Below are 12,969 nucleotides of genomic sequence, written 5' to 3' on the forward strand. Positions count from 1 at the left end.
AAAAAAGCCGCGCAGGTCAAAAAAAAACGCCCCGCGCCTTCATTGCGGCTGCAACAGGGCCGCCACTTGCCAGCGCATGTCCGCCGCCAGCTGCACCAGCATGGCGCCGCGGCGGCGCGCATCGGCGCGCTTTTTCGACGGCACCAGCTCCAGCTCCGGCATCCGGCAAGGGCCGCATGGCAGGCGGTAGTTGCCGTCGCTGGTGGGCAGCGCATGCAGTTCGCGCCACGCCAGGTCGTAGTCGCACGAGATGTGGCGGCGCCGGCGCCAGTTCAGCGCGATGCGGTTGGCGTTGCTGACCAGATCCAGGTGGACGCAGCCGAAAAAATCGCCCAGGTCGCGCAAGGCGGCCACCATCAGGTTCTTCGGCCGGCAGCCGTGCAGCGCCCGCGTAGCGTCCTTCACCGCCTGCGCGCCCGCCTGCGAGCGCAGTCCCTGCAAGGCGCCCAGCTGGATGACGGCGCCGCCGGGCTGGGGACAGAACAGGAAACTGGCCAGGTACAGCGATACGCCGTCGCGCGTCAGGCGCAGGCATAGGTCCCCCTCGCGGTGGCTGTCGTGGATGGCCGTCAGCTGCAGGCGGTAGGTGGCGCCATCCTTGCCCTCGATGGCGGCCAGCACCAGCGCGCGGCGCGCCGCGTATTCCACCAGCGGCCGCGCTCCCGCCTGCCACAGGAAGCGGTAATGCCCGCACAGCAGGTCCACCCTGGCCGCGCAGCCAAACTGGCGGCTGGCGTAGGGACGATAAATCTTGTACAGCAGGCTGGGATGGGCGTGCGCCAGCGCCGCCAGGCCAGGCGTGCCAGCGACAAAGGCTTGCCAGCGCGCGCGCTGCAGGGGAAAGACGATGGCGCCCAGCGCGGCCTTGATATGGTGGCCATGCTGGCGCAGTGCCGGCTGCTGCGGCGCGGCGTTGTCGCCGGTGGCGGTAAAAGTAGGCATGCGAACGGCTCTGGGACGGGTCTAAACAGGGCCGATGATAGGAGGAGGCTATAACAAAGGGGGTTACAAGTTGGTAATGTGCAGCCCTGCCACCTTAGTGCGGCAGGCTCAGCCGCAAACGCAAGCCCGGCGCCGCGTCCTCGATCTCCAGGCTGCCCCCATGCAGGGCCGCGATGGCCGCCACGATGGACAGGCCCAGGCCATTGCCGGGCAAATGGCGGCTCTTGTCGAGCCGGTAAAAACGCTGCGTCAGTTTCGGCAATTCCTCGGCAGGCACGCCGGGGCCGTTGTCGCGCACGGCCAGCCAGCTGCCCTGCTCATCGCTGCCGGCCGACACTTCCACCGTGGCGCCCTGCCCCGCGTACTTGATGGCATTGTCGACCAGGCTGGCCAGCGCGCTGCCCAGCAGGTTGCGGTCGCCGCGCGCCGGCACGGCCTCGCCATACATCTGCACCAGCAGCACGCCCTGCTCGTCGGCCGTCGCTTCATACATTTCCACGATGTCGGCGCCGATCCGGTGCAGGTCGATGTCGTCGAAATTCTCGGGGCGCATGCCCGATTCGGCCGCCGCGATCTGCAGCAGCTTGTCGAACACGCGCGTCAGGTCGTCGATGTCGTCGATGGCCGCCTGCGCCGCGCTTTCGTAGCCGGCCACGCCCTGCTGCTGGCGCAAGGCGCCATCGAGCTTGTTGCGGATGCGCGCCAGCGGCGTGCGCAAGTCGTGCGCGATGGCGTTCGACACGTGGCGCACGCCTTCCATCAGGTGTTCGATGCGGTCGAGCATGCGGTTGATGTCGCGGCTCAGCAAGCCGAATTCATCCTCGCTGGACACGGGAATGCGCCGGCTCAGGTCGCCCGCCTCGATCTCGCCCGCCGTGCGGCGGATTTGCCCGATGCGCGCCTCGAGCTGGCGGCGGAACAGCCAGGCGCCCGCCGCCACCAGCACGATGGCCACCCCGCCGCCATAGGCCAGCGAGCGCAGCACCAGGGTGCGGATCGACCTGCCCTCCTCCATGTCGCGCCCGACGAACAGGCGCGCGCCGCCCGCCAGGTCGCGGATCAGCATGCGCGCGGGCACCCGGCGCCCTTCGCGCGTGACGTCGCGGTGCAGCAGGCGGCCCACGGGGCTGCCCACGTCGGGCCAGGACGACAGGTTGCCCGCCACCCGGCGGCCATCGGCATCGACCAGCAAAAAAATCTCCGTGTCGCTGTCGGTGCGGTCGGTCAGCAGATGGGCGATTTCCGCCGTCGTGCGGCTGCTGCCGCCCTGCTCATACAGCGCGGCGAGGCGCTCGGAAAGCAAGGCCAGCTTGCGGTCCACGCTGCGATCGAGCACGCCGATGGTGCCGAAATAGAACACGGCGCAGACGATGCTGATCGACACGACCACCAGCACGCCATAGCCGAGCGCCAACCGGGCCGCGATCGAGCGGTGCAGCTTACGCACCGTCGAGCACGCCCAGGGTGTAGCCGACGCCGCGCACCGTGTGGATCAGCGGCGGCGCAAATTCCTTGTCCACCTTGGTGCGCAAACGGCTCACCTGCACGTCGATGACGTTGGTCTGCGGGTCGAAATGGTAGTCCCACACGGCTTCGAGCAGCATGGCGCGCGTGACGGACTGGCCCTGATGACGCATCAGGTATTCGAGCAGGCGAAATTCGCGCGGCTGCAGCGCGATTTGCCGGTTGGCGCGCGTTACGCGCATGGTGCGCATATCGAGCACCAGGTCGGCCACCTGCAGCTGCGTCGATTCGGGCACGGGCGCGGCGCGCCGCAGCAGCGCCTCGATGCGCGCCAGCAGTTCGGCGATGGCGAACGGCTTCGACAGGTAGTCGTCGCCGCCGCTGCGCAAGCCGCGCACGCGTTCGTCGACGCTGGACAGGGCCGACAGCACCAGCACGGGCGTGTTGCGGCCCATGCCGCGCAAGCGCGCGACGATGGCCAGGCCGTCGATTTCGCCGGGCAGCAGGCGGTCGAGCACCAGCGCATCCCAGTCTTCGCCGCAGGCCAGGCGCATGCCGTCGATGCCATTGTCGCAAGCGGTCACGTCGTGGCCCGCCTCGCGCAGGCCGGCACAGATATAGCGGGAAGTTTCGGCTTCGTCTTCGATGACCAGGCAGCGCACGGGAGTTCCTTAATCAGGCAGCAAATAGGCGCAGCATACGCCAGCCGCGCGCCACTTGCCAGCCCCGCCGCGCAGGCATGCCGCCCGGCGGCTGGCGCCAGCTATCAAGTTGGCAAGATTGCAGCGGCCATGCCGCCTGCGGCGCGCCGCCGCGTGCGGCGAACCATCACAGGGTCGGGTACAATACAGCCTCGACAATGTTTGGCCGCGCCCGCGCGCCCTGTTTTCAGGCGCCATGCGGATCGCCGCGGCCTGCACCGACACCGATGCCACCAACGAACAGCAGGCGCGCCTGGCGCGCGCCACAGACCAATACAGCCATGAAATCGACCCACTCTCTCGCACTGGCGCTGGCCACGGCCATCACTTGCGGCAGCGCCGCCGCCGCCGACACCAAGCAAAGCATGCTGTTCGATGAAATCCCCATCGGCAGCTGGAGCACTTCCGCCGAACTGGGCGCCATCACCACCTCGGGCAACACGGTCGGCACCTCCGTCACGGGCAAGATCGACGCGCGCCAGGAACTCGATGACTGGAGCAACCAGTACATCTTCAGCGGCTACTTCAAGGAAGACGAGACAACGAACGACGAGGGACAAAAGGTCCGCGAACGCTCGGCCGAACGCTTTTCCGCCTCCGCCAAGGCCGCCTACAAGCTGATGGCCGACCATGAAAAACTGTTCGTGCTGGCCTCGCACGTGAACGACAAGTTCGGCGCCTACACCAAGTACTCGACCCTGGCCGTCGGTCACGGCTCGCGCTGGTACCAGTCCAGTGACAAGAGCGTCGACGTGGAAATCGGTCCTGGCTATTTCAGCGGCACCAACGACGAAGGCATATCGGAGCACGGCCTGACGGTGCGCGGCGCGGCCGCGATGAAGTGGAAGATCAGCCAGTCGGCCATGTTCACGCAGACGGTCAGCGTGGAACGGGGCACCTCGAACACCCACTCGATCGCCGAGACGGCCCTGAGCACGAAGATCAACGGCACCATGCAGATGAAGGCCGCCTTCAGCGCCCGCAACGACACGCGCGTACCGGACGACAAGAAGAACACGGATACGCAAACCTCGCTGACCCTGGTTTATTCGTTCTGAGATGCGGGCCACGCTGACGCGGCGCCTGCGCCTGGGCGCCCTCCTGTGCGCGGCGGCGCTGCTGAGCGGCTGCGCCGCCGTCACCGTCAGCGCCATTTCTCCGGCCGACTACCTGCAGCAGCGGCGCGGCGACATTCTCACCACGGGCAAACTCAGCGCCTCGGCCAGCGAAGTGCTGCGCATCATCGGCAGCGACATCGCCGCCTGCGAAGCCAATACGGGCAGCTGCCGCGCCGACCTGGCCCGCTCCGAGCTGCTCAGCGACGAGCAGCGCCTGGCGACGCTGTCCGAATTGTGGCTGGAAACGGCGCTGGCGGAAGAAAAACAGGGCGGCCACGCCAGCGCAGAACTGCTGGCCGCCTGGCTGGAATCGGCCCGCTATGCGTATGCCTACCTGTTCTACACGACGCGCACGCCGGGCCAGCGCGCCTTCGAGGAACGCCAGACGCAGATCCGCGATTACTATAACTACGCCGTGCAAAAAGCCGTCGGCAACCTGTTCCGCCACCACGGCGAATACCGGCCGGACGGCAATGTGATCCGCGTGGCCGGCTGGCAGATCGACAGCGAATTGTCGGCCCTGCGCCTGCCCGACGACGGCACCCTGCCCGACGAACTGCTGCCGGCCACCTCGCTGTCGTTTTCCGGCCTGCGCAATGTGTACCGTCGCGACGGCTTCGGCGCCGACCTGGTGGCCGTCATGCCCAGGCCCCCGGCGTCGACAGGCGACTATGTGCCGTACCAGGAGACGCGTTTTCCCGTCGTCACGGCGCTGATCCGCTTCGACGGCAACAGCCTGCAAGAAGTACTGGCCACGCAGCAACTGCTGGTGATGCTGGTCGACCCGACGCGCAGCGAATCGACGCGCATGGCGGGCCAGGAACTGCCCGTGGCCGCCAATTTCACGGCCGGCTATGGCCTGTGGCTGGCCCGTTCCGGCTTCGGCGTGCAGGCGCTGCGCACCCTGTTCGGCCGCGCCGACGGCATTTCGCGCCCGCAGGTGCACCTGATGCAGCCCTACGACCCGAACAAGCGCACCATCGTCATGCTGCACGGCCTGGCCAGCAGCCCGGAAGCGTGGATCAATGTGGCCAATGAACTGATGGGCGACGAACAGCTGCGCCGCCGCTACCAGATCTGGCAGGTGTACTACCCGAGCAACGCGCCGCTGGCCGCCAACAATGCGGCCATCCGCAAGGCGCTCGCCGCCACACTGGCGCAATTCGACCCGGCTGGCAAGGCGATGGCCGCGAACGACATGGTCTTGATCGGCCACAGCATGGGCGGCGTGCTGGCGCGCCTGATGGTGTCCGACGCCAGCAACACCCTGCTCGATGCCATCACGGAAGAATACAATTTGAAGGGCAAGAAGGCGGAAAAAGTGCGCGCCGGCCTGGCGCCCTACCTCAATTTCACGGCCATGCCGCAGGTCAACCGCGCCATCTTCATCGCCGCGCCGCACCGCGGCACCTCGTTCGCCAACCACAAGGTGGCGCGCTGGATCGCCAATCTGGTGACCCTGCCCATCAACATGCTCGACCAGCTGTCCGACGCGGCCGGCAGCCTGGCGCAGCTCGACACGGGCAGCAGCGAACCGCTGCGCATCCCCAACAGCATCGATAACCTCAGCGACAAGGACCCGTTCGTGCGCCTGGTGGCCGACTTGCCCATCAGCCCGAAAGTGCGCTACTACTCCATCATGGGCAACGACACGCCGGAGCTGCCCCTGGCGGACTCCAGCGACGGCGTGGTGCCGTATGCCAGCGCCCACCTCGACGGCGCCCAGTCGGAAAAAGTCATTCCGTCCTGGCACAGCGTGCAGGAAAGCCCGCAGGCGATTCTGGAGATACGGCGGATCTTGCGGTTGCCTGACACCTTGCCCTGATGCACTTGGCATTCTTCCTCATCGATGAGTGCTGGACAAGACAATTTTCTCGTGTGATAAAGTTGCGAAACATGAGAATTTTGTATATGATGTTCTTTAGTACGCTACTGCAAAGGAATCATCATGACAGTGCATCTGCATCCCGCCACTTTGGTGCCCGATCGGCAGGCATTCACCGATAGCGACCTTCGGGCGGTGGAGCAATTCTCGCAGCTCGTCAGCTCACAGCTCGACATCCTGGCGCAAGGGCCCGAGCGCCAGCGCCTGATCGACCTGGCCACGCGCGCGCTCCATCAAGCGCGTGCCTCGCTGGGCGCCCCGCCGCCGCGCGCGCCGCTCCAGCTTCCCGTGTCAAAACTCAAGGTGTCCGATGTCATTGGGCAAGGATGGGTGGAACTGTCGCAAGCATCGCTGTATCGCGCGGTGGAAAGCCAGCGGTTCTATTGCGTGACGCCAAAAGGACGCAGTATCGGCAAGGAGTTTCCGGCTTGGCAATTTGTCCAGCCCGTGCCGGAACTGATCGCACCCGTGCTGGCCATCCTCGCCGGCCAGCCCAGCAGTGACATTCACGCCTTCTGGGTCAGCCGTGTTGACGAATTCAACGAACTGTCGCCAGCGGAGCTGCTTGCAGGCAAATCGTTCGAAACGCGGGCCGAGATCCACCCCAGCCAGCAGGCGCTGCTGGATCTGCCGGCAAACGAGAGATTGCGCAAGGTGCTTGCGGTGGCGAAGTGGCAGCATGGAGGGATGGCTGACATCGTAGGTTAACATGCCCCGCCCTGAGCTGAAACGCCCTACGCCGGCTCGCGCCACTTGTCCTTGATCGCAAGCATGGCCGGCAACTGCTCGATGAACAGCGCCAGCAGCGCGGGATCGAAATGCCTGCCGCTGTCGCGCTGCATGGCGGCGATGGCCTCTTCGACCGTCCAGGCGCGCTTGTACGGACGTTCGCTGGTGAGCGCGTCGAAGACGTCGGCGATGGCGACGATGCGGCCTTCGTGCGGGATGTCCTCGCCCTTCAAGCCTTGCGGATAGCCGCTGCCATCCCATTTTTCATGGTGCGTCAGGGCGATGGTGCGCGCCATTTTCAAGAGGCCGCCCGCATGCTCGCCGATAATGGCCGCGCCGATTTCCGCGTGGCGGCGCATGACATTCCATTCATCGACATCGAGCTTGCCCGGTTTTTGCAGGATGGCGTCGGGGATGCCGATCTTGCCCACGTCGTGCATGGGCGCCGCGTTCAATAAATCTTCCGCCCTGGCCGCGCTGTAGCCGGCCGCCAGCGCCAGCTGGCGCGCGTAATAGCTCATGCGGATGACGTGCATGCCCGTCTCGTTGTCCTTGTATTCGGCCGCCTGGCCCAGCGTCTGGATCACCTGCAGGCGCGAACGGCGCAATTCCTCGGCGGCCACCAGAGACAAATGCGTGCGCACGCGGGCGCGCACGATGGGCGGGCTGACCGGCTTGATGATGTAGTCGACGGCGCCGGCGTCGAAGCCGTCCGCCTCGTCCTTCACGTCGCACAGCGCGGTGACGAAAATGACGGGGATGGCGGCCGTCGATGGCATGGCTTTCAGCCGGCGGCAGACTTCATAGCCCGTCATGGCCGGCATCATGATATCGAGCAGGATCAGTTCAACGGGGTTGTTCTGCGCCAGTTCCAGCGCCTTCTCGCCATCCTTGGCGTACAGCAGGCGGTAATCGTCCTGCAGGATCTGGCGCAGCACCTGCAGATTCGTCGCTTCGTCGTCGACCAGCAGCAGGATAGGTTTGTCTTCTTGTAAGGTCATCGTTAGCCCAATATCAGGAAAGGTCGGCAGCCGTCGGCTCCTCGAGCCACGCCAGCAGCTGGCGCAGCACGCCCACGGCATGCGCAAATTCAAAGTCGTCGATGGCGCTGGCCAGCGCCTGCAGGCGCTGCTGCTGGCCGTGCGGCGCCAGCATACCGGCGATCTGCGCCATCAGGGAATCGTCGAGCTGCCCGCCCTCCAGGCTGGCGATGGCTTGCCGCAGCAAGACGCCGGCAGCTGGCGCATCGAGGGGCGCGCTGGCGGCCGTCGCGTCCATGGCCACAGCCGGCATATTCACCTCTTCCAGTTCACCGGCCAGCGCCATGAAGGCGGCGGCCAGCTGCACCAGCAATTCGGTGGCCGGCAACTGGCGCGCGATCGCTTGTTCGATGCGTCCCAGCAGGCTTTCGACCTGCACCAGGCACAAATTGCCCGCCGCGCCCTTGATACGGTGCAGCAGGTGGCCGGCCACGCTGGCGCCGCCGCGCTCCAGTTCCGCCGCCAGCATGGCGGCACAATCGCCATTGGCCTGCACGAAGCGGCCGATCGCCCGCTGCAAGGCTACACGTCCGCCCCACAGGGCGATGCCGCGCTGCCAGTCGACCTGGCCGGCGGCCACGCGCGCCGCCGCGCCGGCGGCCGGCGGCGGCATGGTCACGGCGATATCGAGCAGACGGGCGATTTCCGCCGTCAGCTTGTGCATTTCCAGCGGCTTCGAGGCAAAGCCGTTCATGCCGGCCATCTGCGCGGCGCGGCGGTCCTGTTCCAGCACGCTGGCCGTCAGGGCGATGATGGGCGTCGCCTTCAGACCCTGCTCGCGCTCGTACACACGGATCAAACGCGTCGCTTCCAGTCCATCCATGCGCGGCATCTGCACGTCCATCAGGACGATGTCGAAGCTGCCCTTGCTGAACTCGCGCACGGCGCTCTCGCCATCGCTGGCGGCGATCACCTGGTGACCGGCCGCGCCCAGGCTGATCAGGAGCAGCTCCACGTTCTGCGGCACGTCGTCTGCCGCCAGGATGCGCAGCGGCGGCAAGGCCGCCACGGGCTGCTCGCTACGGCGCGCCACGGCCTTGCCCGGCGCCAGCGGCAGCAGCACGTGGAACACGCTGCCCACGCCCAGGGTGCTTTCCACCGTGATGCTGCCTTTCATCAGTTCGACCAGCTGCAGCGAAATCGTCGTGCCCAGGCCCGTGCCGCCAAAGCGGCGGCTCATCGAGGAATCGGCTTGCGTGAATGGGGCGAAGATCTTGTCCAGGCGGTCGGCGGGGATGCCGATGCCCGTGTCGTGCACGGCGATATGCACTTGCTCGCCCTGCATGCCGACGGCGACGCGCACATGGCCCACTTCCGTAAACTTGACGGCGTTGCCGATCAGATTCGTCAGCACCTGCTGCACACGGCGCGCGTCGCCCAGGAAGAACTGGCCCATGCCGGGATCGACATCGACATGCAGCACCAGGTCGCGCGCATGTGCCGTGACGCGCAGCGACGCGGCCACATGATCAACCAGGTCGGGCAGCGAAAAGTCCACCAGTTCCAGCTCGGTGGCGCCTTTTTCCAGCTTGGCCATGTCGAGGATATCGTTGAGCAGTTCGAGCAGGGATCGCGCGGACTGGCGCACGGTGCCCAGGTGGCGGCGCTGCAGGCTGTCCAGGGCCGTCCCCAGCAGCACTTCCGTGAAACCGATAATGGCGTTCATCGGCGTGCGGATTTCATGGCTCATGTTGGCCAGGAAGCTGGTCTTCGATTCGGCGGCCAGCTCGGCGCGGTCTTTCGCCGCGCGCAGGTTTTCCTGCATGGCGCGCCGCTCGCTCACGTCGGTGGCCAGCTTGACCACCTTGAACGGCTTGCCGTCCGTGTTGAAGATCGGATTGTACGACGCCTGTATCCACACTTCGCGGCCATCCTTGCCGATGCGCTTGTACTCGCCCGTGTTGAATTCGCCGCCCGCCAGGTGCTGCCAGAACGCGATGTAGTCGGGCGATGTCACGTGGGCGGGTTCGCAGAAAATGCTGTGGTGCAAGCCCAGCACGTCGTCGAGCTGGTAGCCGACCAGGTCCAGGAAGTTCTGATTGGCCGCCAGGATGCGCCCCTGCAGGTCGAATTCCGCGACGGCCGTCGCGCGCGAGATGGCCGTCACCTTGCCCTCGTATTCGGCGTTGCGCAATTCGCTTTCCGTGATGTCGAGGATGACGCCGTCGATCCAGCGCACCACGCCGTCGTTGTCGAGCACGGGGCCGCTGCTTTCGCGCACCCAGCGCTCGCGCCCGTCGCGGTGGATCAGGCGGTAGACGTTCTCGAAGTCGCGCTGTTCGCCGGCCGCCTGCACGCAGGTATCGTTCACGCGCTGGCGGTCATCGGGATGCACGAGGTCGAACAGCCTGACCCGCCCTTCGATGAAGTCCTGCGGTGTCCAGCCCGTCAGGTTGAAGACGGCGTCGCTGATGAAAATCATCTTCCATTCGGGCGCGAAGCTGCAGTGGAAAGACACGCCGGGAATATTGCGGATCAGGGTACGGTACTGGCGCTCGCTGTCCTTGAGCGCCTGCTCCATGCTGCGCGACGAGCGCATGTCCGTGACGAAGGCCACGAACAGGGGCTGGCCCGGCGTATCGATCTTGCCGATCGCCACGCGCATGGGCAGCACGGCGCCGTCCTTGTGGCAGCCATCGAGTTCGCGTCCGCTGTCGAGGATGCGCGAAGCGCCCTTTTCCAGATAGTCGCGCAGATAGCCCTCGTATTCGGCCGCGTCGGACGGTTGCAGCAGCACGCTGGCGTCGCGCCCGACGATTTCCGCTTCGCGCCAGCCGAACAGCTTTTCCGCGGCAGGATTGAAGGAGCGCACCTTGCCCTGGCCATCGATGGTGATCAAGCCATCGGCAGCCGTGTCGACGATGGCGCGCAGGCGCGATTCGCCGGCGCTGGCGTGGCGCAGCAGCTGGCGGTAGCGCAGCAAGCCGTTCGCGGCGGCCACAAAGACGGTCAAGGTGACGGTGATCAGGGCCACGGCAAGCGCCACGAACGAAGCTTGCACGGTAATCGTGTTCTCGCCTGCCGTGGGCGTGCCCGAAAAGCGCGCCGCCAGCATGCCCGTGTAGTGCATGCCAGAAATGGCCAGGCCCATCACCACGCTGCTGGCCAACAAGGATGCCAGCGGACTGAGGCGCTGGCGCATCGCGTTCAGGCCGAAGCGCACCCACAGCGCCAGCATGGCCATGGTGACGGCCACCAGCAGCGATAGCACGAACAGCCAGGGTTCGTAGCGCAGGACCAGCGACGTCTGCATGGCGGCCATGCCGCTGTAATGCATGGAGCCGATCCCAACTCCGACGAGCACGCCGCCGACCACCAATTGCCGCCAGTTGATGCTCGGACGCGCCAGCAGGTGCAGCGCCACCCACGAGGCGGCCATGCCGGGCAGCATCGACAGCAGGGTCAGGCCGGGCGCGAAGGACACGCGCGTGCAGATATCAAAGGCCAGCATGCCGATGAAGTGCATCGACCAGATGCCGCCGCCGAGCGCGATGGCGCCCGTGATGATGGCCGTCTGGCGCTGGAAGCCGCGCTCGCTGCTGCGTGCCATGCCGGCGATCTGCAAGGCCATGAACGAGGCAAAAATGGCGATGCCGATAGAAAACAGCACCAGCCAGGCATTGTGCGTGCCATAGATGTACGGCAAGGTATCGTTCGATACGGCAAAGAGGGAACTCAGCATACTGTCGTGAACCGAATAGAGTGAAACGTGACGTCGCAAAACATGACGGCGCACCGCGCGCCGGCGCCGGGCTTTTTGGTAAAGCGGCAACACAGCAAAAATGACAACGGCAGCAGTCGACCAGGGCAAGGCTCGGTCATCACGCCCGCGCCTGCCGCGCGGGGGAAAGGCGCTTTTTTTTACAGAGCGAAAAAGCGGAATGCGTACGAACTCTGGCGCGGATATCTGGCCGCCAGCGTGACGATGATTTTTTAAAGAATTCTGAGTATAGTTGCTTTGCGAACATATTCATAGGACTTCAGCAATATAGTTGCCAAAAGAAAAATGTTCCGCAGCCGTGATGCGACAATTCCCGGCCGCTCAGCCTGGCGGCCACTGCGCGCGTATCACGGAAGATTCCTGACAGGCGGGCCCGGCCCGCACGGCGACAGGAATACCGGCCAGCTTGCAACGGCGGCTCAACTCGTCCTTGACCTGCCGCAACGACCAGCGCTGCGGCACGGGCAGATCCATGCCAATCACGCGAATCAGCGGGCAGTCGTCGAGTGTCGTGTGCAGCAACAGCTCCAGGCGCGCCATCGGTGGCCCGCCCCGGTAGACACTTACCGCGCCCGCGTAGGCGACCACCTCGGGCATGCGTATCTGCTGCGGCGCCAGCTGCAGCGTCTTCTCATGGCCGGGCAGGCGCCGCGCCACCCGGCGCAGCAACAGGCGGCGTCGTTGATTTCGACATGAAAAGACAGCTTCGGCCCCGGCAACAGGAACAGGCCGACGACCCAGGCGGCCAGCGCCGGCAGGAGCAGCAGCACGGCCTCGCCCGCGTATGGCACGTCGCGCCAGACGGCTTGCAGCACAAAGGCGAGGATCAGGGCGCAGCCGCCCAGCAGCACGCCGCGCCACAGCACGGGACGCAGATTGGCCATCATCGCCGCCTGGGAACTTGCATCGTCGGCCGGCGCAAAACGTATCCATTCGGCGCGCGCCGGTTTCAGCTTGCGCACCGCCTTTCCGCTCAGGCGTTTTGCGCCAGCATGCCGCGGAACCACGCCAGCTGTTCGCGCGTCAGGTAATTGGCGCCATCGCCATGCAGGATGACGATCTCGATCTCGGGAGGAATCGACGCGATCAGTTGCGCGCCCGTGACGGGGATCTTGGGAAAATTGATGCCGGCCAGGAAGGCCGGGTCTTCCGCTACCGTCACGCACTGGCGCTCGGGATTCGGCGACGGCACGAGGAACAGGTCGATCTGCTCGCTCTGCCCGCCGATCACGACGTGCAATTGCGCGGCCAGCAGTTCGGGCAGGATCAGTTCGATGTTATTTTCGGTGCGCGATTGCTGGAAAGCGCTTTTCAGGGGCGTGAGGACAGGCGTGGCGGACATGGGAACCGTGTAAAAGTGAAGACGGCG

At 65.8% G+C, this 12,969-nt stretch carries 12 protein-coding genes; 4 read left to right on the plus strand and 8 right to left on the minus strand.

The window, feature by feature from the left end; all coding sequences use genetic code 11:
• Positions 1–39 precede the first annotated feature (39 nt).
• The 3 genes from CBW66_RS22390 to CBW66_RS22400 form a co-directional block, all read right to left on the minus strand.
• A complete protein-coding gene (locus CBW66_RS22390) occupies positions 40–942 on the minus strand; it encodes a DUF535 family protein (RefSeq protein ID WP_086139220.1) in 903 nt (300 codons plus the stop codon).
• Positions 943–1,036: 94 nt separating this feature from the next.
• Complete coding sequence (locus tag CBW66_RS22395; RefSeq protein WP_086139221.1) at positions 1,037–2,389, minus strand: HAMP domain-containing sensor histidine kinase; 1,353 nt, start codon at positions 2,387–2,389, stop codon at positions 1,037–1,039.
• Positions 2,382–3,068 carry a winged helix-turn-helix domain-containing protein gene (locus CBW66_RS22400; RefSeq protein ID WP_086139222.1) on the minus strand — a complete coding sequence of 229 codons (687 nt, stop codon included), beginning with the start codon at positions 3,066–3,068 and terminating at the stop codon, positions 2,382–2,384. Before CBW66_RS22400 ends, CBW66_RS22395 begins: the two co-directional genes overlap by 8 nt.
• A gap of 320 nt (positions 3,069–3,388) precedes the next feature.
• On the opposite strand from CBW66_RS22400, the gene CBW66_RS22405 reads away from it, so the two are divergent.
• The 3 genes from CBW66_RS22405 (at position 3,389) to CBW66_RS29505 (ending at position 6,818) form a co-directional block, all read left to right on the plus strand.
• On the plus strand, positions 3,389–4,165 hold the full coding sequence (locus tag CBW66_RS22405; RefSeq protein WP_086139223.1) for a YdiY family protein: 777 nt from the start codon (positions 3,389–3,391) through the stop codon (positions 4,163–4,165).
• Between the two features lies 1 nt (position 4,166).
• Complete coding sequence (locus CBW66_RS22410; RefSeq protein ID WP_086139224.1) at positions 4,167–6,050, plus strand: triacylglycerol lipase; 1,884 nt, start codon at positions 4,167–4,169, stop codon at positions 6,048–6,050.
• 123 nt (positions 6,051–6,173) lie between these two features.
• Positions 6,174–6,818, plus strand: coding sequence for a hypothetical protein (locus tag CBW66_RS29505; protein ID WP_230492124.1), 645 nt, complete (start codon positions 6,174–6,176; stop codon positions 6,816–6,818).
• A gap of 26 nt (positions 6,819–6,844) precedes the next feature.
• Here the strand turns inward: CBW66_RS29505 and CBW66_RS22420 are convergent, their stop codons facing one another.
• Together CBW66_RS22420 and CBW66_RS22425 are read right to left on the minus strand one after the other, a co-directional pair.
• Complete coding sequence (locus tag CBW66_RS22420; RefSeq protein ID WP_086139225.1) at positions 6,845–7,840, minus strand: HD domain-containing phosphohydrolase; 996 nt, start codon at positions 7,838–7,840, stop codon at positions 6,845–6,847.
• Positions 7,841–7,853: 13 nt separating this feature from the next.
• The gene (locus CBW66_RS22425) at positions 7,854–11,561 is read right to left on the minus strand and encodes a PAS domain S-box protein (protein WP_086139226.1); all 3,708 of its coding nucleotides are present in this window, start codon (positions 11,559–11,561) and stop codon (positions 7,854–7,856) included.
• A gap of 27 nt (positions 11,562–11,588) precedes the next feature.
• On the opposite strand from CBW66_RS22425, the gene CBW66_RS22430 reads away from it, so the two are divergent.
• On the plus strand, positions 11,589–11,816 hold the full coding sequence (locus CBW66_RS22430; protein WP_086142936.1) for a hypothetical protein: 228 nt from the start codon (positions 11,589–11,591) through the stop codon (positions 11,814–11,816).
• 105 nt (positions 11,817–11,921) lie between these two features.
• On the opposite strand, the gene CBW66_RS22435 is transcribed toward CBW66_RS22430, so the two are convergent.
• From CBW66_RS22435 to CBW66_RS22445, 3 genes are read right to left on the minus strand one after another with little or no spacing between them, the layout of a single operon-like run.
• Entirely contained in the window at positions 11,922–12,197 is a 276-nt protein-coding gene (locus CBW66_RS22435; protein ID WP_086139228.1) for a hypothetical protein, read from the minus strand.
• On the minus strand, positions 12,164–12,562 hold the full coding sequence (locus tag CBW66_RS22440) for a hypothetical protein (RefSeq protein WP_086139229.1): 399 nt from the start codon (positions 12,560–12,562) through the stop codon (positions 12,164–12,166). Before CBW66_RS22440 ends, CBW66_RS22435 begins: the two co-directional genes overlap by 34 nt.
• Positions 12,563–12,573: 11 nt before the next feature.
• Positions 12,574–12,942 (minus strand): hypothetical protein, encoded by a 369-nt coding sequence (locus CBW66_RS22445; RefSeq protein WP_086139230.1) that lies wholly within the window; start codon positions 12,940–12,942, stop codon positions 12,574–12,576.
• Positions 12,943–12,969 lie beyond the last annotated feature (27 nt).

It is taken from the genome of Janthinobacterium sp. GW456P (genome assembly GCF_002127655.1).
Taxonomy (GTDB): domain Bacteria; phylum Pseudomonadota; class Gammaproteobacteria; order Burkholderiales; family Burkholderiaceae_D; genus Janthinobacterium.